Here is a 26,937-nt window from a genome sequence, read left to right on the forward strand (position 1 = left end):
GCTGATATCAGCGAGGGCTGAAGTCATCGACGGCCGAGTGCCGTCATGCCACCGGAGAGAACGATCACCATGGCCGACAAGCCGTCCGTCCTGTTCGTCTGCGTCCACAACGCCGGCCGCTCCCAGATGGCCGCCGCCTGGCTTACCCACCTGGCCGGAGACCGCGTCGAGGTCCGCTCCGCCGGCTCGAATCCCGGCGACGCGGTCAACCCCGCCGCCGTCGAGGCGATGGCCGAGGTCGGCATCGACATCTCCGCCGAGACACCCAAGGTCCTCACGGTCGACGCGGTCCGCGTATCCGACGTGTGCATCACCATGGGCTGCGGCGACACCTGCCCGGTCTTCCCCGGCAAGCGCTACCTCGACTGGAAGCTCGAGGACCCCGCCGGCCAGGGCGTGGCCGCCGTGCGCCCGATCCGCGACGAGATCAAGGCCCTCGTCGAGGACTTGATCGCCGAGATCGCCCCGGAGGCCACGGCGTGAGCGGGGTGGGCGACGTCGCCACCACCGCCTCCGGCCCCGCCGGTCGCACCGCCGCGCTCTGAACTGCCCGCGCCGGGCTGAAGGCCGTGGTGTTCGGCATCGGCGGCGGCGGCGTCGTCGGCTCCCTGACCGTCACCCCCAGGGGCCGGGAATGTCGCGGCCCGTTTCCATGAGGACGTCGGTTGCGTCGACCTCATGGCCAAGACGCGCAATCGGAGGAACGTAGTCCGCTCACGCGCTGCTCACGCAGTCGGGTGCACCGGGGGAGTGGCGTCACTGAACTCTCCTGTAACTAACGTTAATGTTACTAACTATGATGTTAGTCTCTGGGGTGTGAAGTGACACCGGGGAGGCGGAGGCAATGGCAGATTTCGTGGGCAGGCGGCACGAACTCGAGACGCTGGATCGCGAGCTGGCCAAGGTTACGGCCGGGGTCGGTGGGGAGCGGCCCGGGCGGTGCGTGATGCTTCGAGGGCGCCGCCGGGTGGGTAAGTCGCGGTTGGTGGAGCGGTTCGCCGAGGGATCCGGTGCGCCGTTCCTTTTCTACGCCGCCACAGGGGCGTCGCCGGGGGCGGACCTGGAGCGACTCAGCCAGGATGCGCACTCATCCAGCCTTCCGCTGGCGAATCTGCTGGCCGCGGCCCATCCGGTGAGTTGGGATGCCGCGTTCGACGTACTCGCGGCGGCACTGCCGCCCGACCGGGCGAGCGTGGTGGTCATGGACGAGGTGCCCTACTTGATGGATGCGGAGGGCGCCTTCGAGGGCATGCTTCAGCGGGCCTGGGACCGAGTGCTGGAGAAGAAGCCGGTTCTGCTGGTTCTCATCGGTTCCGACCTGTCGATGATGGAGGCGCTGAACAACTATGGGCGTCCGTTCCACCAGCGTGGACGGGAGATGGTGCTGGGGCCGCTCAACCCGGCGGAGGTGGGCGAGATGCTCGGCCTCGATCCTCCCTCGGCCTTCGATGCGTCCTTGATCACCGGTGGCCTGCCTCTGATCTGTGCGGAGTGGACGCACGGTGCGGGGATGTGGGAGTTCCTGCAGGCGGCACTCAGCGATCCGGTCTCGGCCTTGCTGGTGTCGGCGGAGCGCTCGCTCGCCGCAGAGTTTCCCCAGCAGGTCCAAGCCCGCACCGTCCTCTCGGCGATCGGCAGTGGTGAGCGGACGTTCTCCAATGTTGCCCGCGCCGCCGGCGGCATCGGGGCGACCCCGCTACAGCGGTCGCTGAGGATGCTCTTGGACAAGCGGGTGATCGCGGCGGAACTTCCCGTGTCCACACGGCCTTCGAGGGATCGTCGCTACCGGGTCGCGGATCCCTACCTCCGCTTCTGGCTGAAGCTTCTGGGGCCCGCGATGGAGGAGATCGAGAGGGGCCGGGGTGACCTGACACTCCAGCGCATCCGCGAAAACTGGACCAGCTGGCGTGGTAGGGCCGTTGAGCCTCTGGTGCGAGAGGCGCTGGCACGGCTGCTGCCTGACGCGATCCTCCCCGCTGCCCCCGCCATCGGCGGTTACTGGACCCGTACCAACGATGTGGAGATCGACATCGTGGGAGCGGATCGCGCGCCGATCGCTAAGGAGTTGTTGTTCGTCGGCTCGGTGAAGTGGCTGGAGAACTCTCCGTTCGACCGGCACGATCTTGCGGCGCTGCACCGACACCGCGCCGCGCTCACGCCTGGGCCCGTGCCCGCGATCGCTGTCTCGCGCAGCGGCACCGACTGCGCGGGCCTCGACGCTGCGTACGGCCCGGCGGAACTCCTCGCGGCGTGGACTTCCTGAGCATGCCCGAATACGTGTGGGTACCAGATGTCCATGGTCTGTCGCCCCAACTCGGGTCGGCCGAGCCTCCGGCCCACTGCGAAGGCGACGTCCTCCTGCTCACGCAAACGGCCCCGGACGACGACTCCGGGGCCGAGTGGAGCGCCTTCCTGGGAGAGAAACCCCAGGTCAGCGGCTTGTTGCGCTGTGCCCCCGGCAGGATTCGAACCTGCGACACCCGCTTTAGGAGCGAGGTGGGGCGAGTTGGGGCCTGACCTGCGGCATGCCGACTTCGACCGACACAGGCTGCGCGCACTGTTGGCGACCGCAGTTCCCCGTAGCTCCCCGCCTGATCTGGCGCGGATGTGGCACGGGTCGGCATGCCGGTGTTCCCAAGTGTCGCTTCATTCGCCGCGATCCCTGTGGCTGATCAGATCGGGAGTGGCTTGAGCATGCTTATCAAGAGCCCGTCGCATCTGATACCCGGTGTGAGCGGTGTCCTCGCCTACCGTGACACGGCGAGTGTTGGGCGGAGCATCCACAGCCCACAGCAGCGACGTACGCACGTACTCCTCACCGGCATACGCCAAGACCAAAGACGTCTCGACTGTGACATCAGCCCGGTGGTACCGGACATGCATCACCAGTGGATACATGTCCTGGGTTTGATGCACTTCCGGGCTGGCGAACCCCAACCCCTCCAAGGCGGCGAGAAATCGACTCCTGGACTCAGCCACGAAGGTCTTCACCCGTACGTCCACCCCACCGAGTATGAGCACCGATGAAGATCAGAATGTACGGCTCTGGAACATTAGACACGCAGTAGGCCTTGGCTGTCGTCGCTGCTCGAACCGGTGAAGCGGGCTCGCTCTCGAAGCGCATGGTGGCGACCTAATCGAACTTGAAAACCGTCGTCGCAGCGATGTGACCGTGGGTTCAAATCCCACACCCACCGCAGATGAACGGCCCCTGACCAGGTGAATCGGTCAGGGGCGTTCTCGTGAGCGTCGCCCGCCAGCGACCGTTGTTCCCCGCTGTTTCCCGACCGAACGGGCACGCAAGGGGCACGTCACTGGCTTGGTGGGCGGCTCGGCTAACCTACGCGAGTGCGCGCCGAAGAGATCTCCACCTGGATCGCGGACCGCGACGCTTTGATGAGCACAGTCGAGCTTGCTGCGGCGTTCGACGCCTATCTCTGCACCCTCCCCTGGGCGGGCCAAGGCATCGACTGGCGGGGGCTACCGTGCAGGTCCCTCGCGCTCGATGGCGTCTCAGACGATGAGGCAGTGCGTTGGGCGAGAGCAACGCCGCTGGGAACCCATGACCACGTCCTGGTGATCGACTCTGCAAGCGAGCCCGGTGTCATCTGTGCTTTCGATGACGCTGTCCGTGACTTCGAGCTGCTGTCGAACCGCCCAGAACTCTACATTTGCGGCCTAGACCTGTCAGGCGGGTCCCCCGAGCCGACGTTTGAGCACTTCATCGAGCGCCGTTCGTTCATGACCCTCAACGCAAAGCTGTGAGGTACCGAGGCCAGCCAGAGGCTCCCCTTGTGTCTGGTTAGGGGCCTCTGGCTGGCCGCAGGACTTTAGCCTCGGGCGTCATCCTTATCAGGTCGACCACAGGGGACCGTCGGCATCGTTCAACCGGGCTTGTATCTCGGCCGATCGTCTGCAGAGGTCCGAGGTCGACCGCTGCTGTTCGTACTTGTTGGTGTCAGTTGCTGATGTCAGCCACCGCACGCAGCCTTGACAGCGCGGCCACTCTCTCAACCCTGCCGGGACCTCCCTTGTCTACGCGCCTCCTGCGACAATGCCGCGACAGTGACGCTGGCCATGAGACGGGGAGGAACGGCGTGCTTCTCTATGGGGTGCTTGCACTGCTCGCGGGCGGCGCTTTCACCGTAGTGGCCTGTGGCTATCGCGGCGTGGATGTCTGGGTGTGGGACTGGGCAGACGTGACCTTCACACCGAACTACAGGACTCGATGGGGGACGCCTTGGAAAAGCCTTGAACGCATGAGACTGCAGTTCGGATTCATGGGAGCCGTGTTGGTGATCGTCGGGCTGGTGAGCTTGACGCGGTAGCAGGTAATCCTTTGCGTTCGTCTGAGTATCTGGCTTACCGCGCCTGCTTGCTCTCCTCAACCCACCACTCACCCCGGCTCCCATCCCGTCCGCCTTCGACCCACACTCCGTGGAGCGGTCGTGGTTCAGGGCGTCAAAGTGGAGCGCGCCACTGTACGAACGACCTTGACGCCCTGGGCCGCGACTGCTCGGCTTTGCCTGGGTCGGAGGTGGTCGGGATGGGAGCCCACAACGCTCACCACGAATCCGCCGGTACTCGCGAACGGCGCCCCTCCCATCCCGGAGTCTGAGCGCCCCCGCCGGAGGCATCCTCTTGAAGCCGCGGGCTTGGTTCTCGTCTCATGCCCAACGGGCCTACCAACTCGTGGGCGCGCGTCGGCGGCGGCAGCGCCGAGCGGGCCGGAGGCAGGAGCGCGGGCGCAGCCAGAGCCGGGAAGCGCGCCCGGCGGAGCGGAGCGCAGCCGGGTGCCTTGATGAGGTAGAGAAACCTGTAACAGCTCTCGACGGCGGTCAAGCAGAGGGCGAATCGTTCGGCAGGAGGCGGCTGGTGAAACCGGCTTGGCGGAGTCGCTGATACGCCTCGGCTACGTCGGCAGGTACCCGGGAGGCTGCCGAAGCCGAAGTGCGGGGCTGGTCGCAGCTCGCCTCCCGGATCGAGGTCCCGGCCCTGCGGGGGCGTCCGGCATTGCCGGGCCGCCATCTACTGGCGTACGAGGATGTCTTTGCGAGCGGACGGTGCGAGCTGCTGCTTGGCGACCTGATCGCCTTGGCCGATCGCGATCCGGAGGAGTTGCCGCGTCTGGCCCGACTCGTGGGCGGCGTCTGCCACGACCTGCGGGCGGCGGCCGACGAGACCGGAAAGGTGGTTCCGCTCGCCGAGTGCGTGCCGGACCTCTACCTCGACCGGATCCGGCCCGGCGGTCGGCTCGACCGCTGGTACACGCGACGGGATCTGCCGATCACCCTGCCGCATACAGCCGTGACGCTCACTGTCCACGAGCTGGCCAGCTACACGGTCACGGCTAACGGCCGACCGCTCACACTGAACGTCGCCAAAACCATCGGCAGCGTCCGCCACGCCTTGAGCCCCGACCGGCGCTGGCCCACAGGGCTGACGCAGGGCGATCCCACGGAGCCCAACATCGCCGACCCGCTGTGCTGGCTCGACTTCGAGTTCGCCGGTCGCAACACCATCGCGGGCGAAGCCGCGAACCTGCTCTGGTACCTCATGGCCCTGGGCGGCTGGCTCGTTCCCCGTTACCAGCCCGACGTGTACGCACGCACCCTTCGCTTGGCTCTGCCCTCCTACACCCGTCCTCGCATCGACCACCTGGAACTGGACGCCACCACACGGCACATCGACATCCAGTACACCTGGAGCACAGGCCCCGGTCGCCATGCCGCCATCGCCGGAGCCCTTCACGGCCTCTGCGGCCAAGGAGGCATCGGCATGGATGAACTCCGTGCCTTCTTCGCCCTGCGCATCCTCGGCGTCATTCCCGCCGCCCGGTTGACCGGCCACGACCTGCTGCTCGTCCTGGTCAAGCTCGCCGAGAGCCAGCACCCCGGCACTGAGCTCGGCACCTTCCTCCCGACCGCACCGGCTCTTCATCCCGACCTCACCGAACGGAGCCGCAATGTCCCTGCCCCTGCTTGAGACTCACCTCCAGGCCCGGCCGCTGCAAGGCCGGACGGCCCTTGTCACCGGCGGCGCCACCGGCATCGGCGCCGAGATCGGCCGCGCCCTCTCCATGTCAGGAGCGACCGTGGCCATCAACCACCTCGGTCAGGAGAGGGCGGCACAGGCACTTCTCGCCGCCTTCGACCGCGGCGGAAGCCCTGGCGTGGCCATGGACGCCGACCTGACCGACCCTGATGCCGTCCAGACGATGACCGACCGGATCCGTGCGGAGGCCGGCCCCATCGACATCCTCGTGAACAACGCCGGGGCCTACCCGCGAGTCCCGTGGCAGGACACCGACGAGGCTGCCTGGAGCTACTCCCTCGACGCGAACCTCACCGCGCATTACCGCGCCTGCCACGCGGTGACCCGTGGCATGGTGGAACGGCGCTGGGGCCGCATCGTGAACATCGGCAGCGTCAACGCCCGCGCCGGCCGGACCAACCTCGTCGCGTACAGCACCGCGAAGGCCGGACTCCTGGGCCTCACTCGATCCCTCGCTCGTGAACTGGGCCCGTACGGAGTCTGCGTCAACACGGTCCTGCCCGGCGCCATCCAGGTCGAGGCCGAGACCGCGATCCCCGCCCGCCATCGCGCCAGCCCGGAGGACCAGATCAAGCGCCAGTGTGTTCCCCGCCGGGGGCGGCCCGAAGATGTGGCGGCGCTCGTGGCCTTCCTCGTCGGGCCCTCCGCATCGTTCATCACTGGGCAATCAGTCCACGTCGATGGCGGCTGGCTGATGCACTGAGAACGTCAACAAGCAAGGAGACAGAGCCGAATGATCGAACGAGTCCGAGCCGTCCTCGTCACCGAGCACGACACGATGCTGGTCATCCGCCGTACCAAACCGGGAGTTCCCGTGTACTGGGTGCTTCCTGGTGGAGGAGTCGAAGCCGAAGACGAGTCCCGTGAGGCCGCCCTCCATCGGGAGATCCACGAGGAGATCGCAGGGAAAGCCGAGATCGTCCGCCTTCTGCACACGATGGAGTCCGACGACGAGCGCCAGCTCTTCTACCTCACCCGCATCGCCACCTGGTCCTTCGACGACCGCATCGGGCCCGAGTTCAGTGCAGAGGGCCGGGGCGAATACGCACTGGAGGAGGTCCCGCTGTCCTTGGAAGGGATCGACGGTATCGATCTCAAGCCCGAGGAGATCGCCCACGTGCTCCGGGGTGCCCTGGGTGATGGAACTCTCTCGGGTGTTGCCATGGCCTGAGCGATGACACGCAAGCATGCCACCGGGGCCAGCGCTGGCGGGCCTCGGCGGCACTTCGATGTCATGCCCTCATGGTCCGGTGGGTAATAAGAGGTCGTTTTCGCCCGATGTTTCATCCCGGAATCGGGTGCTTGGTCCGTGCTGTCGGGTCGCGCCAGGAGACGGTGTTCTCGCCGGTGAGGCGGCGGGCCATGAGGTCGGTCATGGCGACCAGCACCGCGAGCAGGAGTTCGAGCGTGTCGGTGACGATACTTCGCTTGCGTCCCACGATTTTCTTCCCGGCATCGGTGCCCTGGCTGGAGGAGGGGACGCTGGTGGACGTCTTGACGCTCTGGGCGTCGAGCACACAGGCCGATGGCTCGCCGTTCCGCCCTTCCTTCTCCCGCAGGAGTTGCCTGAGCAGACCGTTGAGCTGGGCGAATACGCCGTCCTGCAGCCACTTGGCGAAGTAGCCGTAGACCGTGTTCCAGTGCGGGAAATCGTGCGGGAGGTAGCGCCACTGAACCCCGGTGCGATCCACGTACAAGACCGCATCCATGATGTCGCGCAGGTCGTGTTCCGGCGGCCGGCCGAAGTCCAGAGCCCTTCCGCGGCGCTCGAAGCGCCAGGCCGCAAGCACTGGCTCGATCAACTCCCAGCGGGCATCGGACAGATCACTCGGATACGGGCGTCGCGTCGGCATTCTCCAGACGTACAGCCGTGAACCGAGTGCGCCCAGGCGCACAGCGACGCCAATGGAAGCACGCGGCCGCGAAAGCCGGGCGTCCTGGGATGAGACAGGCGCAAGACACCGCCCGCCTCATCCGTCACCCCACCTGACCAGCAAGAATCGCCAGCATCGCGAGCACCACAACCCGGCAGCACAAAAACCGCTGGATACCTGTGCAGTTCAGACGAAAACGACCTCTAAGTGCCTGTTTCTGAACCCAGAAGCCGCAGGCCAACCCGCCAGTGTCCCAAACGCGAAGTTCGCCGAAGCGTTCGCAGAGCGGTCACCGTGACCGTTCGGCGAACGGAACTGCTACGGCCTCGGTACTGGTGGGCTCGCGTATTCAACTGTCACCAGTTCTCCGAGGAGTCCAGCCTGGTGGTGACCGCCAGTGGTCCCCAGAGGCGTATCGGCTCCAGGTGCCTCAGGCTTCGGAGGCCAGCTTGGCCGTGGTGACCCGGTGATAGCTCCGAGCCTCCGCGACAACCGGGGCGGCCATCTCCAGCACGTGCTGCCGAATCGCGGCGGTGCGACCGGCGGTGGTGGGGATGCCGATGTCGTTGAGGAGCGCTGCCAGGATGTCGGGGGCAGGAGCGTGATAGTGAGCCAAGCGCCCCCGCACGATGCACCGCGTGACCGCTCGCGGCCCTCTTGGTGCCAGCCCCGAGGACCTGACGCACATCCGTGCCACCGAAGCCGCCCCGCTCCAGTCCCTGCCAGGATTTACCTGCCCGACCTTGACGGCCTCCGGGCCCGTGGGGCCCTCGGCTCACACTCTCCCGCCTATCCGGGCGCCGCGGATGACGGCCAGTCCGACGAGGGCCCCTATGGGCATCTGCGGCGGCGCATGGCTCCGCCTTCATGACGTCATGACGTCGTGAGGCCGTTGCTTGGCCAAAACGACCTCTTAACCGGCCGCCAGATTCTGGATGCGCAGATGGTTCTCCAGCGCCCAGCGCACGGTCTTTGGCGGTCGCCCGAGCAGGGTTTGGAGCTGGTCGCTGACGCCGAGGTATCCGCCGCCGCCCACCAGCCGGGTCAGGGTCTTCATGTGCTCCGCGGTGTGGGGAATCTCTGCCATGGCAGGGTCCACGTAGGTCTCGTTCCAGGTTTCGACCTCTTCGGGTACGTAGGTGACCTGGCGTCCCAGCACAGCCCCGAAGTCCTCTGCGAACCCGTGCATGTCCTTAAGTTCCGGACCGTTGAGCTCGTACGACTTCGAGATGTGCGGAGCGGGGTCGGCCAGGATCTTCGCGCACGCCTCCGCCACGTCGTAACCCGCGATGGGCGCGAGCCGGTGGTGGCCGAAGGGCAGGCGCAGTTCACCGTTGCTCAGCGGCTCCAGTGCCAGCCAGGTCATCAGGGGGTTCTCGACGAACATGGCCGCCCGGATGTTGACGGTCGGGAGGCCGGACCACTCCAGCACCTGCTCGGCGATCCAGTGGGCGCGCTGCTGCGGCGACCAGTCCGCGACGAGTCCGCCGAGCCATGCACGTCGTTCCTGCTCCGGTGCGGTCATCTTCTCGAACGTCATGAACGACTGCTCGTACTCGGACATGTTGACGAAGATCTCGATGTCGCCCTGGGTCCGCGCCGCCGCGGCCATGAGGCTGACGGCGTCGGTGTAGTACGGCGTCAGGCTCATGCTGAAGTAGATGCGCCGGACGCCCTTCAGTGCGGCTGTCACGTCGGCGATGGTGAGCAGGTCTCCGACGAAGACCTCGGCGCCGGCCTGGCGGAGTGCCTGCGCGCGGTCGTCGTCCTGCCGCACGAACGCGCGCACGGGGTGGCCTTGGTCAAGCAGCATGTCGACGATCGTTCGACTCACACCGCCGACGTGGCCAGCGGCTCCGGTGATCAGGATGGGATGGCGCTCTGACATCGGTGATTCCCCTATCTGGTTGGGTGGTCAGCTGTATGGAAAGACCACGGAATGCGGCTGGCGATCGTTTTGGGTCGCTTCGGTCGCCTGGGATGTCTATGCCGTCGCTCGGCGCGGTGGCAGGCAAGGGTGTCGGTCGGATTCGGAGAGGTGGCCATGCCCGCAGGAGGGGTCGATGACGGCAAAGCCGCCAGACTCGATGGCCGCCTGCACCCGGGCCTTGGGCCCTTCTCCCGCCGACCCGTGCCCAGCCAGGCGAATTCTGCGCAGTGTCGTGGGGGCGCAGGGCCGTCGACGCGGGCGAGGAAGTCCAGGCGTGCGGCGTTGGTCTCCGCGGAACGCTCCTGCCGCCTCCAGTAACCGCGGCCCGAAAGCACCACCACGTCGTGGAGTTGGGGCGCGACAGCGACCAGCGGGTTGCCCGACCTGGCGGGCCACGGGGAGGCCGGGCAGGAGTTCATCATCAACGACCTGCGGCTGCCGCGGGTCCTCGTCGGCCTTCTGGTTAGCGGCCATTGGTACTTGCGCGGGCTCGACCTCGGTGGCTACGGGCTCTAGCGCAGGGCAGCAGAAGCGGGCTCCGGTGCAGCTGCCGCAGGGTCTTGTGCAGCGGTACCGTTGGATGCGCTTCCTCGCCCAGAGGGTAGGAACACAGCGATGATCGCGCTGGCCGCGACCACGGCGGCACCGACCATAACGGCCGGCTGCGCCGCGTCGACGTACCCGGTGGGCGTGAGTTGGCCGCCGTTGCCAGTGAAGACCGCAGTGAGGACGGCGATCCCGAGCGCGACCCCGATCTCGCGAAGGGTGGAGTTCGCTCCGGACGCCTTCGCGTGGTCGTGCTGGGGCATCCGGGCGAGCACGACGGTCGAGATTGGTCCGAACACAGCACCCATTCCGATTCCCGCGAGTGCGAAGCCCGGCAGCAGCGTGAGGAAGGTCGCGTCGGCGGCCAGCGTTCCCGCCATCCAGAACAGCCCGCCAGCGAGGAGGGCCATCCCGCCGGTGATGAGCGCACGCGTGCCGACCCTGAGGGCGAAAATCCCGGCGAGCGGCGCCACGATCATCGGCGCGAGCGTCCACGGCGTCGTCCAGACGCCGGCCTCGAGCGGGCTGCGACCCTGCACGACCTGCAGGAACTGGATGAGGATGAAGACCGCACCGAAGGCCCCGAACGAGAACGTCATCGCAACGATGTTGGCGAGCGTGAAGCTGCGGTCGCGGAAGAGCCGGAGCGGTAGGAGCGGTGCGGACGTGTGTGCCTGCCAGAGGATGAACGCGACCAGCAGCACGGCGCCGCTGATCAGCCCGGAGAGCACCTCGCCACTCGTCCAGCCGGCTTCGTTTCCGCGGACGACGCCGAAAACGAGCCCGAGGACGCCGAGGCCAGCGAGCAGGACGCCGAGGACGTCGGCAGGGACCCGGGCGCCACGGGTGTTCGGCAGCGCGAAGATCGCCAGCGGGACCGCGATGATGCCGACGGGGACGTTGAGCCAGAAGATGGCCTCCCAGCTCCAGTTCTCCACGACGGCGCCACCGACGAGCGGGCCGAGCGCGACGCCTAGACCGGAGATTCCGCTCCAGATGCCGATGCTGACGGCGCGGAGGCGGTCCGGCACGCTTGCGACGAGGAGGGTCAGAGAGAGCGGCATGATCGCGGCGGCGCCGGCGCCTTCGACCGCGCGCCAGACGATGAGTGCCGTCGGGTCGGCGCTCAGCGCGGCGAAGACCGATGAGACGGTGAAGACCGCGATGCCTGCGATGAACAGGTGCCGGCGGCCGAGTCGGTCACCGAGGGCGACGGCGAGAAGGATGAGCGCGGCGAAGGCGAGCGTGTACGCGTTCGTGATCCACTGCAGCTCCTCGACCGAGGCACCGAGGTCGGCGTGCACGGCCGGCAGAGCGCTTGTGACGACGAGGTTGTCGAGCGTGGCCATGAACATCGGGAGGGACGCGGCTACGACAGCGAGCCAGACCGGGACAGAACGCTTCACGTGAACTCCGGTTAGAGGTAATCGTATGATTACTAGCTACGGTAGTTATCCGTTGATACCTTGTCAACATGAGCAATGAACCCACTGACGGCACCACCTCCGGCAGCCGTATGCCTGCCGCAAAGCGGCGCGGACTGATCCTGGACGCAGCCCGCAATCTCTTTGGACGACGTGGCTACCACGGCACCACGACTGACCAGATCGCCGCAGCAGCCGGCATCAGCCAGCCCTACGTTGTGCGGATGTTCGGTACGAAAGAAGCGCTCTTCCTGGAAGTCTTCGCGGACACGTTGGCGACCCTCCTCGACGAGTGGCGCGAAACGCTCGCGGCACTCGCGCCGGAGGACACCGCCGCGCATGCCATTGGTGAGCGCTTCTTCGACCTCGCCGCCAAGCGGGGACTGCACACCGTCCTACTGCAAGGGTTCGTTTCCGGGGCTGAACCAGCGATCGGTGCAGCGGTACGCGACGGTTTCCTGCAGATCTACCGCTTCCTCCGCGACGAAGCAGCATTGCGGGATGAGCAGATTCAGGAGTTCTTCGGTAGCGCGATGACCTTCGCCGTCATGCTGGCGATCGACATGCAGTCGCTGTTCGACCAGGACTCCGACGCCACGGACCTGCTCCGCGCCACCTTCGGCGCTAGGTGTGGGCAGGTGCTGGAGCTCGTGCGGCAATGATGCCGCGAGTCGCGCTTGAGCCAATCTCAGACGGGTCGCTGCTGGCCAGGCAGCTGCCATGCCGGTTGAACCTCTAACGCCGCCGCGCCCGGATTCGTCGCCGGATACGGCTGCGGCAACCGTTTGCCGAGTCGGCAGACGGGCGTCAACAGGCGCCCTCGGCCGCGTTCATCCGATCTCAGGATGCTCTCAGACTGGCCGGGCACGGGTGCTCCGGCTGTACGGCACCTCGGGCGCTGCCGCACGCTCCTTGGCACACGACCCTGGGAGCGTCGTGTTCGCAGCAACGAGCGCCACCTTCACCAGACCCGGACGTGGACGCCTGCTCGCCGTGACTGCGGGTCTGGCCTTCGCCGGGGTGTCATCGCCGCCCTGCTGGGCGACGCCATCACCTCGGCCAGCGCGGCGAGCTGCACCGCCGTCGGTTCGCCGCTGCCGCACTCGCGGCCGTGGACGCACCGGCCCCCGACGTACTCGACATCGACTTTGACGGCGGCGCCCCGCACGAGCGCACCCGGTCGCTCGAACCGCGCACCTGGGGTGCGCCGACGTATGGCACCGACCACTCGCTGGCCGAGAGCCCGACCGGCGTGGTGACCGTGTCGACGGCACCGACGACACGGTCTCCGTCGAGTACGACCCGTGGGCCGACCTGCAGCAGGGCTTTGCCGTCGAGTGCGTCTTCCGCACCGAGGCGACGCAACTGGGGCGTAAACGACCTCTAAGAGCGCGGGCGGGTGGGCTGAATCCGTCGGAACTTTCCTGGGAACGGGAGTCTCAGCGTGCCCGGCGCTGTTGAGCGGAGCGGATGGTTCGGGTCGAGGGCGGGGGCTCAGGTGCGACGTGCCAGGTGTGCTGGGGAAGGTCTGCGAGGCGGCTCAGGCGCCACGTGAGGACCTCGCTGTAGCTGGTGGCCGTGTCCAGTTCCCTGTGACGGGCCGCCTGGGTAAGGAGAGTCACCGGATCGTGGCCGGCTTTCTTCATGGCGGCGAGTGTGGCGGAGAGGGCAGGCCAGCCGGGTTCGGCGAGGATCTGCTCGGCCAGGTCCGGGAGCGCTTGGCGGGTAGCTGCGGCCTGTTGTTCCCGCAGGAAGAGAGCGATGTGGCGGCCCCGCTGGTGAATCACAGCAATCGGCTGGACTGTGGCCGCCTGGTATGCGGCACGGAGGTGCTCGGCTGCCTGGCGTGCGGCTTCGGCCTGTTGATCGTGGTGGTGGGCCTGGTGCCAGTGGCGTGCAGCGATGACGGCCAGAACAAGGGCGTCGAGGAGGATCGCGAGGGCAGCCCCGTCCTTGGGAGCGGGTTCACGCAGGATCGCCTTGACGGCGTTCCTGGTGGCGCGGTCTTGTTGATGCTGGGCGCGGATGCGTGATCGGCCGGCGTGCTCGAACGCGGTGGCTGCCCGCATGAGCTGGGGGCGCAGATCGGCCGGAGCGCGTAGGGGCAGTGCGTCGAGAGTTTCGGCGAGGGCCGCGATGTGCGCCTGCCCGGTCCCGTCATCGCTGCTTGCGAGCAGATCGGGCACGCGGTCCGTGGTCTGTGCGAGTCGTCGCCAGGCGTTGGGTTGGGGCGGCATCGCCGAGGGCGTATCTGCAGGTGCCAAGCGTTCGCTGATCTTGGGATAGGAGAGGTCAGGGGCGAGAGTGGATCCGGCGAACCAGACAGGTTGGCCGTCCTTGTTGGTGTCGCCATCGAGGGCGATCTTGTACCCGCGGATGTCGCCCGAGGGGAAGTGCTGGATCTCCACGAGCACCCCGGAAGCGCCGAGGATGGTGAAGAACTCCTGCGGCGTGGTGGCCGCGGCAAGGGCAGTGCGGGCGGTGATCCGCAGGCGCTCGCGGGCGGTCTGGGGTCGGCCGGTGCGGTGGGCTTTCTCCTGCTCGGCGCGCGTGGATCGCTTCGAGGCGGTCCGGTCTCCGCGCGGGACCTGGCGCAGTCCGTACTCCTTCTCGATGGCGACGAGTTCGTTGTCGGCGCGCAGGTAGTCGTTCCAGTTCCGTGGCGGCCGAAGGTCGCCTCGGACCTTGGTGGCCACGATGTGGATGTGGTCGTGTGCGTGGCGCACGGCGATCCAGCGGCAGGCATCGGGGTCGCCGGCCGGGGCGACGCCTGTGGCGTTCAGCACGCGCCGGGCGATTGTGGCCCACTCCTCGTCGGACAGGGCCCGGTCCTCGGGCGAGGCCCTGATCGAGCAGTGCCACACATGCTCCTTCGGAGCCCGTTCGCCGGCCTGCAGCACACGCAGATCGAGTACGGCGGTCAGTTGGGCGAGGGTGGCGTCGGGGTCGCGGCCGGGGTCAGGGGCGAAGCCGTCGAAGGAGGCCACAAGGTGGGGATCTGCATGCTCGTTGGCGCGTCCGGGCCCGTAGAGATAGTTCAGGACACCGCGGGTTTTGCGGCCGGGCTTGACGATGTTCGCGATCACCTAAGCGGCCTGGTGCGTTGTGGCGGTCGCAACGGCGGCGGTGTCGATCGCGGTCGCCGCCTGTCGAGCGTGGAACAGGACCTGCCCGGCCTTCGCGAGTGTGGCCTCGTCCCCAGGGTGTGGATTGCCACCGGCGTTGAGACGGTGGGCGATCTGGTTGACGTTGGTCCCGATCCGGGCGACCTGGGTGCGCAGGGCGGCAAGTTCGTCGATCAGGTCGTCGATCCGTGTGCGGTGGTCAGGCAACACATGGTCGCCGTGGAGATGGGCCATGACGACGGCGCCGACGAAGTGGGCGCCGGCAAGCCCGAGCCGCCGGGCTTCGGCCATGATTTCGCTCTTCTCGTCCACGCTGTACCGGACGTCGACGCGCTCGGTGCGCTGCACGTCCTGGCGTGCACGGCGGCTGGCCACCCGATAGAGCGCGGCTTCATCGGCAGCCCGCATTACGCCGGTCTCGGTCCTGGGAGCGCCCTCGCTCCCAGGTATCTCCGCCACCCCTGGGGCGGGGATCGCGTTGGACCGGCCCTTGGACGGTCCAACGCCATACCTTGCTCCGCCTGGTGCTTGGGATGACATCAGCTGCTTCTTGGGTGACGAGGGTTCGTGGTCGGGGCTGTGCATGTGGGCTCCTGCAAGCGGTGGAGGGAAAGGGCCCGTTCCTCCACTCCTGGTCGAGGGAGGAACGGGCTGGGGAACGTGGGCTGCGTGCCTCAGCCGGTGCTTGGGGTGGCAGCGTCGAGCTCGGCCTGAAGTAGGTCCTTGACCTCATCCAGACGGCTTCGGGAGATCCCGAAACCCTCGTCCCTGACTGCCCTCTCGATGCTGCGGCGCGAGGCACGGCCGGCCCGTCCGAGCGGAGCCGTGCGGCCGATGGCTACGGCCTGCTCTCGGGAAACGCTCAACCGTTTACTTCCCGGCTTCCCAGGCTGCTGTGGCGTCTCCGTCTCTCGCTTCGCGATGGGCCCCGGCACCTCGTCGTCGGTACCCGTGACGGCTGGCGGAACGAGCGGGCCGGTCTGGTGTTCCTTGGCGGGTTCGTGGCGGGCTTCGGGGTTGTGGCGGTCAGGGGTAGCGGGGCGCCGGGCGACGAGGAGGTAGAAGTGGACAGCTCCGGCCAAGGCGAGTGGCGCGATGGCGGAGATGGCCCCGACGGTGAGGTCATCGAGGGAGAGCCCGTTGTGGCGTGTCTGCTGGTTGAGGCGGATGGCGTGCAGGACGTTGGCCCAGGTGCTTGTGGCCGTGGCGGTGCCGACCAGCGCCGAGACGTAGAGACGGGCGGACAGCGGCGCGGTCCGCAGGACGAGCAGGGCGCCGATCCCGATGGCGATGAACCCGTCGATGACGAGCGGGAAGGCGTAGGTGAGCGCCGGGTGGATGTGGCTGGCGGCGGCCATCTGACGTAGGGCGTCGTAGGAGAGCGCGAAGGCTGCCACGGCCAGCAGCGCCACTCCCGTGCGGATTGCTGCGGTCAAGGGCACCGAGGCAGGGGAAGGTGCTGCGGTGAAGATGGGAGAAGGCAAGGGAGTGCGCTCCAGTAGTACGGAGGTGGGACTGGCGTGGCCCGGTGGGGAATGGAGAGACCTGTCGCGACTCGTCGCGTGCCTGGTCAGGGCTGGTACGGGTGAGGAGATGACATCGAGTCGACTCGTCACCGGGTCCCGACTCGTCACCGCTCTGACCTGCGCGGAGACGAGTCGCGACGGGTCGTGCCGGGTCAGGGCCCGCTTGTAGCTTCCGGCGCGGGCTCGGGGCAGTAGCGTGCCCAGGAGTCGGTGAAATGCAGGAGGGCATATCCCCGGGCCTGGACGTTTCCGTGGAAACGGCGGGGGGCGGAGCTGATGCCGTACTCCTTGAGCAGGATCTGCAGGCCCCGGGGGGTCAGGCCGTTGGTCGTGTACTCCGGCCAGGGGGTCTCGGCGTCCTGGTTGAGGATGTCGAGGAGCCGGCTGGTGCGGAGAGCCGGTGGGTTGCCTTCGGTGGCGAAGGCGCGGCGGATGTCGGCCAGGAGGCGGATGCCGAGGCTACTGCTGTCCTGGTCCTGCTCGGCCTCGTGCTTGGCCATGACCCGGCAGGCAGTGCGAGCCAGGTCGGGCCACGTTCCGCCGACAAGGTCGGCAACGGTCACCAGTGGCTGCCAGGTGTCGGCCGCGCGGTCTTCGACCGGCATGGCCGGGGTCAGCTCCATCGCCTCAGCGTGGAGTGGGGCCAGCCAGGCGACGAGCCGGTCACGCAATGCGTGAAGGGGCGGGGTGTCCCGGAAGGTACGGAACTCCGCCACCTTCTCGCCCGGCCTGCGACGGCGCATCCGGATGACAACCGACCGGTCCATGATCGTGTCCGGCAGGTCACCGATGCCGGCGAGGGCCGCCATGGCGAACGTGGGGAACTTCGAGACCTCATGGTTGGGTCCGGAAACCCGCAGGGTGGGGCGGTTGCGCTGGTGCCCCGCGTTGAGCAGGCCACGCATCTCCTCGTTCTCCTCCGCGACCTTCGCGGAGCCGAAGAGCGTGTCGGCCTCGTCGACCAGCAGGGTGGGCGGCGTGGCGGTGATGGACCGGAACACTGCAGCGGCCGAGGCGTTGACCGTGATCAGCGGATCGTGGACGCTCTCGGTGATCACGTCCAGCAGCCGAGACTTGCCGCACCGCTTCGCTGGCCCGACCACAGCCAGTCGTGGGGCGTGCTGCCAGGCGGTCTGCAGATGAGTTGCCGCCACCCACAACGTCACGGCCGTGAACGCTTCCTCGCTCGGCAGCACGACGTAACGCCGGATCTGCTCCAGCAGCTCCGTCAGCACCTGATCCCCCTCGGATGCCGGGGCGATCTCGGAGACGGCTGCGGGCGGCCCTCCCGGTGAAGCAGGGTGGACCGTCGACTGGCCGGGTATGGCGACCGGCGGCCAGGAGGGCTTGTCGGGGGTGGAATAGGGCTCGGTTTCCGCGTGTTCCACGGGGCAGCTCCTCGTCTGGCGGTTGCGGGCTTGCCTGCCCTTGCCGCCGGGTTGGTTCTTCCAAGGCCGTTCGGGGCTGCTCGGGCCTCCGGCGTTGCCTCGCCGGGGGCCCACTTCGTACCCCGAGGGAACACGGACCGTACGGCCACACCCGCCAACAGTCCAGCGATTCTGTGTCAGCTCAACGCAGAACGCTTTGCTACGCTGCCGCCCCTTCATGCCGCCAGCCCGAGCAAATTCAGCAGATCTGTGGTCACGACCCGGTAGGCGTTGCCAAGTCGCAGGACCTTGCAGGGGTACACGCCCCGCTTCGCCAGCTCGTACCCCTTGCTTCGACCGAGCCCCAGGGCGCGATTGCTCGTTTCCAGGTCAACGGCTACGGGCAAGGCCAACAAGTCCTCTCGGCTCATCCCCTTGGGCTGCCCCTCTGTGGTGTTTTCGCGCATGCGGGATCCCTTTCGGTACAGCCCTCGGCGAACGCGGTCATCTCGTCCGGCTCCAGGCGTCTACTAATCAGCATCCTCAAGCTAATGTGTCTTCATGACACAACGCCGTTCGGATGATGAAGGGGACGATTTCCCGGAGTGGGTGGACCGGGTCCAAGCAAACGTGGCCGGTGAGGTTCGCCGGAGAAGGAAGGAGATGGGGTGGAGCGCGCAGGAACTGGCCGATCGTTGCGAGGAGCTCGGGCACCCCATTCCCCGCAACGTGATTGCCAACATGGAGTCGGGCCGTCGAGCCGGCCTCCCGCTGGTGGACGTAATCGTCCTGGCCGCCGCGTTGGAGACGTATCCGGCCTGCCTGATCTTCCCGGTCGGTTACGTCGACCGGACGCAGGAACTCCCCTTCCAGGGCCTCGTGCCGACATGGGACGCCCTGCGGCGCTTCACCGGTGAAGAGGAAGTGTTCGGCCATGACTCGGGCCTCGTGCCCGACTTCGAAGTCCACACCAGCCTGGTACGCACTGCACTGGCCGCGATCGAGGAGGAGGAGCGGGCTCGGTTCGCTGTCAAGACAGCGACCAGCCGCGCCCAGCAGGAGGAAGCCGAACGCCAGCGGACCGCATACGCCGACCAGGCTCTCTCGGCCAAGTACAAACTCCGCTATCTCCGCCGGGAACTCCGCGAGGACGGAGCCATCCCGCCCGATCTTCCACCCACACTCCACGACGTGGACCCGCCCGAATGGGCACCTGAGACCACCCCGGAGGTACGCCCTTGAAGGGCTCCACCCACCGCCGCTGCTATTGCCGCGACCCCAAGACCGGCAAGCCTCTCGGCAAGAAGTGCCCCAAGCTCGCCGGCCGCAAGCACGGCTCCTACTCCGTACGCCAGGAGCTCCCGTCCCGTGCCGACGGAACGCGTCGCTCGTTCAGCCGTGCCGGCTACGAGAGCCTCAAGGCCGCACAGGCCGACCTCGACCACATCCGCGCGCTCGTTGGCCTTGCCGACGCCGACGACTCCGAAGGTCTGGATCAGATCGCCGAGTTGCTGGAAAAGGTGGCAGACGAGAAGGCCCCGCTGCCGGACATCGAGTCGACCCGTCGGCGGCTGAGCCACGGCTTGGACCTCACCAGCCGTCTCACGGTCGGCGAGTGGCTGGATATCTGGCTGGCGGGCAAGAAGGGGCGGCAGAGCGCGATCAGCCGCGACGAAAGCAATATCCGTGTTCACCTCCAGCCGCGCATCGGACACCTACGGCTCGACCGCTTGCGGGTCACTCATCTGTCGGAGATGTTCGAGGCCATGGCCGAGGACAACGTCGAGATCGCCGAGGGGAATGCCGCCCGGCGCAAAGCAGTCGAGGATCTCGCACAGATCCCGTGGAAGGGGCGCGAGCCACGCGCCCGCCGTAAGGCGATGAAAGCAGCCATCGCGGAGATGGATCCCTATCGCCGGATTGTCGGTCCGGCGACGCGCCAGCGCGTTCGCTCCACACTGCGTGCTGCGTTGAACGCCGCGATCGCTCAACAGCTGATCACCTTCAACCCGGCTTGCCACGTCGAATTGGAGGCGGGCAGGCGACCCAAGGCGCTCGTGTGGACCGAGGAGCGCATCGTCCACTGGAGGCGCACCGGCGAGAAGCCGTCGCCGGTGATGGTCTGGACGCCGGAACACACCGGCCTCTTCCTCGACCATGTAGCCGAGGACCGGTTGTACGCACTCTTTCACCTGGTCGCCTTCCGTGGGCTGCGGCGAGGTGAGGCATGCGGTCAGAGGTGGACCGACACCAACCTGAGCGCCGGCCTTCTTACCGTCGCCAAGCAACTGGTGGTGAACGGCTGGGAGGTGTACGAGGACGACCCCAAGACCGACGCCGGAGCGCGCACCATCGCCCTCGACTCCGACACGGTCCAGGCTCTCAAGCAGCACCGCGCCCAGCAGGACAAGGACCGCGAAAAGTGGGGGAGCGCCTGGGTGGAGACCGGAAGGGTCTTCACCCGCGAGAACGGAGAACTACTCCACCCTGCCAACGTCACGCGGCGATTCGTCGAGCTGTACGAGGAGGTTGGCCTCCCGCCGGTCCGGCTTCACGACCTCCGTCACGGTGCCGCGACTCTGGCTCACGCTGCCGGTGCCGGCCTGAAGGACATCCAGGAGATGCTCGGCCACTCCTCGATCACCATCACGTCGGACACGTACACGAGCCTGCTCCCCGAGGCGGATCTGGCGATCGCGGAGGCTGCGGCCCGGCTCGTGCCGCGAGCGCGCACCATGGCCGAGGACGCCCGTCCCGGGGCGGGCGCCGAGCCCGCAGAGGCCGACGTCTCTGTGCCGGACGGTGCTGATCCGTGGGGGCGGATTGGGGAAGGCGCTGCCCCGTCCGCTCACGCACCGCTCACGCAAACGGCCCCGGACGATGAGTCCGGGGCCGAGTAGAGCGCCTTCCTGGGGGTAAATCCCCAGGCCAGCGGCTAATCGTGCTGTGCCCCCGGCAGGATTCGAACCTGCGACACCCGCTTTAGGAGAGCGGTGCTCTATCCCCTGAGCTACGAAGGCCGGGATCTGCCGGGCCGTCTGTCCGAGGGCCGGGTGGTGGCCGTGGTCCCGGACAGCTGGATTCCAGCAGTGTCGTCGTGGTGCGGCCGACGACGGCCGCCTCACCGGTGACAGTGTAGCGGGTGACCGCTCGGGGCCCGGAGGGTTGTGTGGCGGGGCGGCTCGCCGGCCGGGCGAGGCCGGTGAAGCCTGACCCGGCGGTGAAGCGGTGCGGGCTCCCGCGCGGTCTCCTTGACGCCGCCTCGGTGCGGGCATAGCGTCGCCGGGTTGCTGAGCCAGCACGTCGAGAGGCTGTTCGTGCCGCACACCGATCCCAGCCGTTCGTCCTTCCCGGCCGACCTCGCCCGAATCGGAGAGGCGCTCACCGCCCCGGGTGCCCCGTTCGAAGTGGTGCGTGCCGAGCACGGGCCCCTCGTCTACGCCAACGGCCCTCGCACCCTGCGGGAGTTCGTGGAGACCACCTGGGCGTTCGGCGACCAGCCGTTTCTGGTCGCGGGTGAACGCACTTGCTCCTACGGCGAGTTCTTCGCTGCCGCCTCCGCTCTGGCCTGCCGGCTCACCGAGACGTACGGGCTCCGTCCCGGGGACCGGGCCGTCATTGCGATGCGCAATCGCCCCGAGTGGCAGATCGCCTTCTGGGCGGTGCAGCTGGCCGGCCTGGTCGCCGTGCCGCTCAACACATGGTGGACAGAGGGCGAGTTCGGTCACGCCCTCGACGACTGCGAGCCGACGGTGCTGCTGGTCGACGGGGAGCAGTTGCCGAAGGTGGCCGGGTGGCGCCGGAAGGCAGGGGCGCGGTGCGTCGTCTTCGCCGACGCGGGAGAGCTGCCGGACGGCGCCGAGCGGTACGCGGACCTGCCGGCGCCCGATCCGTACGCGGCGCCGCCCGAGGTGGAGATCCGGCCCGAGGACGATGCCACGATCATCTACACCTCCGGCACCACCGGCCGGCCCAAGGGTGCTGTTGCCACCCATCTCGCCCAGGCGGGCGCAGCCCTCAACCCCCGCTACCAGGCGGCGGCGTCGGCCCTGGGGCGTGGAGTCGTGCCGGGGCAGGGGCCGGCCCCGGTCACCCTGATGACGTTCCCGTTCTTCCACGTCGCCGCGTTCACCAGCCTGTACGCGGCGATGGCCGTGGGCGCATCCCTCGTGCTGATGCCGAAGTGGGACGCCGACGAGGCCCTGCGGCTGATCCGCCGGCACGGGGTCACGCACTACGCGGGTGTCCCGGCCACCGCGCTCCAGCTGCTCGCGTCCGCGGACCGCGTCGGCGACGGGCTGGAGAGCCTGAAGGGGCTGAGCACCGGCGGCGCGGCGGCTCCACCGGACCTGGTCGCCCGCCTCACGGCCCGGCACGGCGAGCGGATCGAGCCGCGTAACGGGTACGGCCTGACCGAGACCAGCGGCGGAGTGCTGGCCAACTTCGGTGCCGCGTACCGGGCGCACCCGGACTCGGTCGGTACCCCGACGCCCGTCACCGAAGTCCGGATCGCCGGTCCTGCGGGCGAGGGGCTCCCGGAGGGTGAGGCGGGTGAGCTGTGGTTGCGCGGCCAGTCCCTGGTGCGTGGTTACTGGCGCGACGAGGCGGCGACGTCCGAGGCGTTCAGCGGCGGCTGGTTCCGTACGGGGGATCTCGCCGTCGTCCGGGACGGGCGGGTGTCGGTCGTCGACCGGATCAAGGACGTGGTGATCCGGGGCGGCGAGAACGTGTACTGCGTGGAGGTCGAGGCCGTGCTGCACGACCATCCCGATGTCGAGGACGCGGCGGTGCTCGGTGTTCCGCATCCGGTGCTGGGTGAGGAGGTCGCGGCGGTCGTCCGGGTGGGCCCGCGTTCCGCCGTCACGGCGGACGAGCTGCGTGCACACGTGGGCCGGAGCCTGGCGGCTTTCAAGGTCCCAGCCCATGTGCTGGTGACGCGGGAGCCTCTGCCGCGGAACGCGACGGGCAAGATCCTCAAGCGCGAGCTGCGCGGCGCGGTTCGGGAGTACACGGGCGAGGGCGGAGGCCCGGGGCTCACGGCCGGGTGATCCGTACCCGGTAGTTGCCGTCGGCGTCCTTGTCCATCACGGATATGCGGATCCCCCCGGCCCGGTCGGTGAAGGTCTCACCCGGTTCGAACGGCGCGTCGGAGAGCTCGGCCTGGACATTCGGCTGCCGGGTGCAGCCGCCGCTGTCCTCGGTGCTGTCCGCGACGGAGACCGGGCCCTGCCCGGTGTCCACGTCGGAGCTCACCTTGTAGATGAGGACGCCTGGCCGGCAGACGGCCTCGTCGTTGCCCTCGGCGGTCCGTACCTCGACGGCGTAGCCGGACTGCGCGCTCACCGGCACGAAGGCCAGCTTCTGGCCGCCCTTCGTGGCCAGCGGTTCGAGGGTGTGTTCGCTGGTGCCGGGCATCGCGGCACAGCTGACCTGATCGTTGCCCAGCCAGCCGAGCTTCCACTTGTGCCAGCCAAGGAAGTCGTTGTTGGCTCCCCAGTCCTCGGACATGATGTCCCAGTGCCCCACGGAGCCGCCGCCCTCCATGGTGTAGAGGTCGGGCAGCCCGAAGACGTGGCCGTTCTCGTGGGGCAGGACCCGGTAACCGGTCTCGTCGTACGAACCGGATCCGTCGTCCTGCCTGCTGTAGACGAAGGACGTGTTGGCGAGCGGGACACCGTCGACGAACGGGGCGTCGTCGTTGCCGGAGAAGGTCACGGACAGGACGGTGTCCAGTGCGGAGGGTCCGGCGTTCGGGGTGACCAGCACGTTGACCAGGTCGTAGGCCGCGAAGTCGACCTTCGGGTCGGCGACGGCCACCAGGTCCTTGACCATCTTGCGGTAGCCCGGTTCGTACGGTGAGCCGCGCTCTATCCCGTACTCCGAGAACGGCAGGGGCATCCGCAGCCAGTCGTCCACGGGTGCTTCGGGGAGGTAGCTGAGCCGGCCGTAGGAGCTGGTGCTGAACCAGTCGGAGGTCTGCGGGAAGAACTCCGCGAGCCGGTCCTCCGCCGGTTCGGTCGCCTCCGCGTCGGGGAAGTCGATCATCAGGTTGAGCGCTCTGATCCGGCCGGTGGAACGTGCGTAGCCGGGGGGCGTCGGTATGCCCTCCGACATCTGTACGCCCATGGCCGTGGGTATTCGGCACGGTGCGAGGCCGGTCCCCCGCGGCGCGGCCACCGGTCCGGCGGAGGCCCGTGTGGCGACGGGGAGGGAGGAGCTGGCCGAGGCCACCGTCGCGATGACCAGGGCCGTCGCGCCGACGAGGGCGAGGGGGCGGCGATGTCCGCGTATCCGGTGGCGGGGCTGCTGCATATGGCTTCGCCTTCGGTCCGCGGCAGCCGGCCGGCCCTGACTGCGCTCTGGCGATCAGCCTGTTCCGGCTGGTGGGGGACCGCTCGCTGAGTGCGCCGATCGGGGGGTTTTCCGCCGCACGCGGTATATGGCGCAGGTCACATGCGGGTCGGGAAATAACCGGGGATCCTTTCCCCGTTTGTACCTGTGTTCCCGCGAACCGGGGACACGGTCCCCGGTTGAGTCGGAGGGCCGGTCGGAGAACGGAAGGGAAGGGGACGCAGCCGTGGAGTCCGTCGTCGAGAAGGCCACCTGCGCCGCGCAGCGTCGTACGCCCCGCCCGCGGGCCGACGCGCTGCGCAACAGGGAGCGGATCGTGGCGGCAGCGCGTGAGATGTTCGTCGAGTTCGGGCCGGACGTGCCCCTCGACGAGGTCGCGCGACGGGCCGCGGTCGGCAACGCCACGCTCTACCGGAACTTTCCCGACCGGGCGGCCCTGATCCATGAGGTCGTCCTCGCCGTCACCTCCCGCACCACCCGCCGGGCGGAGGAAGCCGTCGCGGCCGAGTCCGACCCCTTCGCCGCGCTCAGCCGCTTCGTGCACGCGGCGGCCGACGAACGGATCGGAGCCCTGTGCCCGATGCTGTCCGGCGGCTTCGACAGCGACCATCCCGAACTGCTCACCGAGCGCCGTCGCCTCGAAGAGGCCGTCGAAGGGCTCGTGGAGCGTGCCATGTCAGCGGGGAGGCTGCGCACCGACATCGCCGTCGGTGACGTACTCGTCGCCCTGTCCCAGCTCACCCGGCCACTGCCCGGCATCGCCTGCCTGGACATCGACCGGTTCACCCACCGCCACCTGCAGCTCTTCCTGGACGGCCTGGAGAATCCGGCCCGCTCGGAGCTGCCCGGATCGGCGGCGACCTTGGAGGACCTGCGCAGCGGAGGCTGAAGCCCCGCGCACCGGACGACCGACACAGACCTCAGGCCCTCCGCGGCCGCATCAGCCCATGAAACCGGCCCGGCCCTGACACGCAGGTCCGGTCGCCCCATCCGTTCGCTCCTTCTTCCTGCTTCGTACGCGGGTCCTTCGCGTCCCGTTCGCCGGATCCGCAACCCTTCGTGTCCTTAGGTGGCTACCCCCATGTCGAAAACAGCCGGAACCCTTCCGGATCCCAGTCGCTGGAAAGCACTGGCGTTCATCGCCCTCGCCCAGCTGATGGTCGTGCTCGACGCGACCATCGTGAACATCGCCCTGCCCTCGGCCCAGACCGACCTGGGGATCTCCGACGGCAACAAGCAGTGGGTGATCACCGCCTACGCCCTCGCCTTCGGCGGGCTCCTGCTCTTCGGCGGACGCGTCGCCGACCTCTGGGGCCGCAAGCGGACCTTCCTGGTCGGCCTGATCGGCTTCGCCCTGGCCTCCGCGCTGGGCGGTGCCGCCACCGGCCAGGCCATGATGTTCGGCTCGCGCGCCCTGCAGGGTGTCTTCGGGGCCCTGCTCGCACCGGCCGCGCTCTCGCTGCTCGCGGTGATGTTCACCGACGCCAAGGAGCGCGCCAAGGCCTTCGGTATCTACGGGGCCATCGCCGGTGGCGGTGGTGCGGTCGGCCTGATCCTGGGCGGCTTCCTCACCGAGTACCTGAACTGGCGCTGGACGTTCTTCGTCAACATCCCGTTCGCCGTCGTCGCCGCCGCGGGCGCGTACCTCGTCATCCGGGAGCCGGCCGGCGGCCGCAACCGCTCCCCGCTCGACATACCCGGTGTCGTCCTGTCCACGCTGGGCCTGGTGTCCCTGGTCTACGGTTTCACCCGTGCCGAGTCGGCCGGCTGGTCGGACTCACTGACCATCGGCATGTTCGTCGCCGCCGGTGTGCTGCTGCTGGCCTTCGTGGTCACCGAGTCGCGGGTGAAGTCGCCGCTGCTGCCCCTGCGGGTCCTGATGGAGCGCAACCGCGGCGGGGTCTACCTCTCGCTGGGGCTCGCCGTCATCGCGATGTTCGGGCTCTTCCTCTTCCTGACGTACTACCTGCAGGTGGTCAAGGGCTACTCGCCGGTCAAGACCGGCTTCGCGTTCATGCCGATGATCGTGGGCATGATCACCGGTTCCACGCAGATCGGCGCACGCCTGATGACCCGGGTCCCGCCGCGACTGCTGATGGGACCCGGCTTCCTGGTGGCGGCCCTCGGCATGCTGCTGCTGACCCAGCTGGACGTCGACACCTCCTACGCGGCGGTCATCCTGCCCGGTCAGCTGCTGCTCGGCCTGGGTATGGGCACGGCGTTCATGCCGGCCATGTCGCTCGCCACGCACGGCATCGAGCCGCGTGACGCGGGTGTGGCCTCCGCGATGGTGAACACCTCGCAGCAGGTCGGCGGCGCCATCGGTACGGCGCTGCTCAACACGATCGCCGCCGGTGCCACCACCGCTTACATCGCCGATCACGCAGCCGGTGCGAGCGACCCGAAGGTGCTGCAGCTGCAGGCCATGGTCAGCGGCTTCGCCGCCGCCATCTGGTGGGCGGTCGGCATCCTGGTCGTCGCCTCGGCGATCGCGGTGACCCTGATCAACACCGGACGTCCGGGCACCGGCTCCGCCGACGGCCCGGGGGACCTGGTGGACGGGGCCGAGGGCGAGCTCAGGATTCCGGTCGTCGCGCACTGAGCGGGGCGCCGGGCCGGTTGACCGGTCCGGCGCCGGGCCGGGCGGCGTGAATCCCGGCGCCGGGCCGGGCGGCGTGAATCCCGGCGCCGGACGGCGCGGGGTTGAGCGGGGGGGGGTGGTGGGATGTGATGAGCGGAG

22 protein-coding genes, 1 tRNA gene and 1 pseudogene are annotated in these 26,937 nt (G+C 68.3%); 12 read left to right on the forward strand and 12 right to left on the reverse strand.

The genetic code is table 11. The features are described 5' to 3' along the window. The first annotated feature begins 69 nt into the window (after positions 1 to 69). Positions 70 to 483, forward strand: a complete 414-nt coding sequence (locus ABZ441_RS19890; RefSeq protein ID WP_358975670.1) for an arsenate reductase ArsC — start codon at positions 70 to 72, stop codon at positions 481 to 483. Between the two features lie 361 nt (positions 484 to 844). Then, entirely contained in the window at positions 845 to 2,263 is a 1,419-nt protein-coding gene (locus tag ABZ441_RS19895) for a DUF234 domain-containing protein (RefSeq protein WP_358975601.1), read from the forward strand. Between the two features lie 383 nt (positions 2,264 to 2,646). Here the strand turns inward: ABZ441_RS19895 and ABZ441_RS19900 are convergent, their stop codons facing one another. Then, entirely contained in the window at positions 2,647 to 2,991 is a 345-nt protein-coding gene (locus ABZ441_RS19900; RefSeq protein WP_358975604.1) for a hypothetical protein, read from the reverse strand. Positions 2,992 to 3,348: 357 nt separating this feature from the next. Here ABZ441_RS19900 and ABZ441_RS19905 point away from each other — a divergent pair, with 357 nt between their 5' ends. The 4 genes from ABZ441_RS19905 (at position 3,349) to ABZ441_RS19920 (ending at position 7,225) form a co-directional block, all read left to right on the forward strand. Then, positions 3,349 to 3,765: a hypothetical protein gene (locus ABZ441_RS19905; RefSeq protein WP_358975607.1), complete on the forward strand. Its 417-nt coding sequence runs from the start codon at positions 3,349 to 3,351 to the stop codon at positions 3,763 to 3,765. A 1,185-nt stretch (positions 3,766 to 4,950) separates the two neighbouring features. Beyond that, the gene (locus ABZ441_RS19910; protein ID WP_358975610.1) at positions 4,951 to 5,985 is read left to right on the forward strand and encodes a hypothetical protein; all 1,035 of its coding nucleotides are present in this window, start codon (positions 4,951 to 4,953) and stop codon (positions 5,983 to 5,985) included. Next, the gene (gene fabG / locus ABZ441_RS19915; protein ID WP_358975613.1) at positions 5,966 to 6,757 is read left to right on the forward strand and encodes a 3-oxoacyl-ACP reductase FabG; all 792 of its coding nucleotides are present in this window, start codon (positions 5,966 to 5,968) and stop codon (positions 6,755 to 6,757) included. The genes ABZ441_RS19910 and fabG overlap by 20 nt, the downstream gene beginning before the upstream one ends. Before the next feature lie 30 nt (positions 6,758 to 6,787). Next, complete coding sequence (locus ABZ441_RS19920) at positions 6,788 to 7,225, forward strand: NUDIX domain-containing protein (protein WP_358975616.1); 438 nt, start codon at positions 6,788 to 6,790, stop codon at positions 7,223 to 7,225. A gap of 208 nt (positions 7,226 to 7,433) precedes the next feature. On the opposite strand, the pseudogene ABZ441_RS19925 reads toward ABZ441_RS19920, so the two are convergent. From ABZ441_RS19925 to ABZ441_RS19940, 4 genes and pseudogenes are all read right to left on the reverse strand, one after another. Further along, positions 7,434 to 7,907 (reverse strand): annotated as a pseudogene (locus tag ABZ441_RS19925) (IS5 family transposase); the annotation flags it as partial. Between the two features lie 451 nt (positions 7,908 to 8,358). Then, complete coding sequence (locus tag ABZ441_RS19930) at positions 8,359 to 8,544, reverse strand: hypothetical protein (RefSeq protein ID WP_358975619.1); 186 nt, start codon at positions 8,542 to 8,544, stop codon at positions 8,359 to 8,361. Between the two features lie 297 nt (positions 8,545 to 8,841). Continuing rightward, a complete protein-coding gene (locus ABZ441_RS19935; protein WP_356307344.1) occupies positions 8,842 to 9,816 on the reverse strand; it encodes an NmrA family NAD(P)-binding protein in 975 nt (324 codons plus the stop codon). Positions 9,817 to 10,370: 554 nt separating this feature from the next. Further along, entirely contained in the window at positions 10,371 to 11,810 is a 1,440-nt protein-coding gene (locus tag ABZ441_RS19940; RefSeq protein ID WP_358975622.1) for a DHA2 family efflux MFS transporter permease subunit, read from the reverse strand. Positions 11,811 to 11,878: 68 nt separating this feature from the next. On the opposite strand from ABZ441_RS19940, the gene ABZ441_RS19945 reads away from it, so the two are divergent. Next, positions 11,879 to 12,490, forward strand: coding sequence for a helix-turn-helix domain-containing protein (locus ABZ441_RS19945; protein ID WP_358975625.1), 612 nt, complete (start codon positions 11,879 to 11,881; stop codon positions 12,488 to 12,490). A gap of 777 nt (positions 12,491 to 13,267) precedes the next feature. Here the strand turns inward: ABZ441_RS19945 and ABZ441_RS19950 are convergent. The 5 genes from ABZ441_RS19950 to ABZ441_RS19970 all read right to left on the reverse strand — a co-directional run bounded on the left by ABZ441_RS19950 (position 13,268) and on the right by ABZ441_RS19970 (position 18,313). Continuing rightward, entirely contained in the window at positions 13,268 to 14,914 is a 1,647-nt protein-coding gene (locus ABZ441_RS19950; protein ID WP_358975628.1) for a relaxase/mobilization nuclease domain-containing protein, read from the reverse strand. After that, positions 14,915 to 15,361, reverse strand: coding sequence for a plasmid mobilization relaxosome protein MobC (mobC, locus tag ABZ441_RS19955; protein ID WP_358975630.1), 447 nt, complete (start codon positions 15,359 to 15,361; stop codon positions 14,915 to 14,917). A gap of 266 nt (positions 15,362 to 15,627) precedes the next feature. Continuing rightward, the gene (locus tag ABZ441_RS19960; protein ID WP_358975633.1) at positions 15,628 to 16,389 is read right to left on the reverse strand and encodes a DUF2637 domain-containing protein; all 762 of its coding nucleotides are present in this window, start codon (positions 16,387 to 16,389) and stop codon (positions 15,628 to 15,630) included. Between the two features lie 242 nt (positions 16,390 to 16,631). After that, positions 16,632 to 17,867 carry a DUF3631 domain-containing protein gene (locus ABZ441_RS19965; RefSeq protein WP_358975636.1) on the reverse strand — a complete coding sequence of 412 codons (1,236 nt, stop codon included), beginning with the start codon at positions 17,865 to 17,867 and terminating at the stop codon, positions 16,632 to 16,634. Between the two features lie 215 nt (positions 17,868 to 18,082). Beyond that, positions 18,083 to 18,313: a hypothetical protein gene (locus tag ABZ441_RS19970; RefSeq protein WP_358975638.1), complete on the reverse strand. Its 231-nt coding sequence runs from the start codon at positions 18,311 to 18,313 to the stop codon at positions 18,083 to 18,085. A 94-nt stretch (positions 18,314 to 18,407) separates the two neighbouring features. Here ABZ441_RS19970 and ABZ441_RS19975 point away from each other — a divergent pair, with 94 nt between their 5' ends. After that, positions 18,408 to 19,088, forward strand: a complete 681-nt coding sequence (locus ABZ441_RS19975) for a helix-turn-helix transcriptional regulator (RefSeq protein WP_358975641.1) — start codon at positions 18,408 to 18,410, stop codon at positions 19,086 to 19,088. After that, positions 19,085 to 20,746 (forward strand): site-specific integrase, encoded by a 1,662-nt coding sequence (locus ABZ441_RS19980; RefSeq protein ID WP_358975644.1) that lies wholly within the window; start codon positions 19,085 to 19,087, stop codon positions 20,744 to 20,746. The genes ABZ441_RS19975 and ABZ441_RS19980 overlap by 4 nt, the downstream gene beginning before the upstream one ends. Before the next feature lie 47 nt (positions 20,747 to 20,793). On the opposite strand, the gene ABZ441_RS19985 is transcribed toward ABZ441_RS19980, so the two are convergent. Beyond that, positions 20,794 to 20,866 (reverse strand) — tRNA-Arg (locus tag ABZ441_RS19985). A 297-nt stretch (positions 20,867 to 21,163) separates the two neighbouring features. Between ABZ441_RS19985 and ABZ441_RS19990 the strand changes: the two genes are divergently transcribed. Next, on the forward strand, positions 21,164 to 22,894 hold the full coding sequence (locus ABZ441_RS19990; RefSeq protein WP_358975673.1) for a class I adenylate-forming enzyme family protein: 1,731 nt from the start codon (positions 21,164 to 21,166) through the stop codon (positions 22,892 to 22,894). Here ABZ441_RS19990 and ABZ441_RS19995 read toward each other — a convergent pair. Then, the gene (locus tag ABZ441_RS19995) at positions 22,881 to 24,158 is read right to left on the reverse strand and encodes a M6 family metalloprotease domain-containing protein (RefSeq protein ID WP_358975647.1); all 1,278 of its coding nucleotides are present in this window, start codon (positions 24,156 to 24,158) and stop codon (positions 22,881 to 22,883) included. The two genes, ABZ441_RS19990 and ABZ441_RS19995, sit on opposite strands and share 14 nt — an antisense overlap. A gap of 265 nt (positions 24,159 to 24,423) precedes the next feature. Between ABZ441_RS19995 and ABZ441_RS20000 the strand changes: the two genes are divergently transcribed. Next, positions 24,424 to 25,086, forward strand: a complete 663-nt coding sequence (locus tag ABZ441_RS20000; RefSeq protein ID WP_358975650.1) for a TetR/AcrR family transcriptional regulator — start codon at positions 24,424 to 24,426, stop codon at positions 25,084 to 25,086. A 192-nt stretch (positions 25,087 to 25,278) separates the two neighbouring features. Further along, positions 25,279 to 26,799, forward strand: coding sequence for an MFS transporter (locus tag ABZ441_RS20005; protein ID WP_358975653.1), 1,521 nt, complete (start codon positions 25,279 to 25,281; stop codon positions 26,797 to 26,799). Positions 26,800 to 26,937 lie beyond the last annotated feature (138 nt).

The sequence above is a fragment of the Streptomyces sp. NPDC005752 genome, assembly GCF_040630715.1.
Lineage (GTDB): Bacteria > Actinomycetota > Actinomycetes > Streptomycetales > Streptomycetaceae > Streptomyces.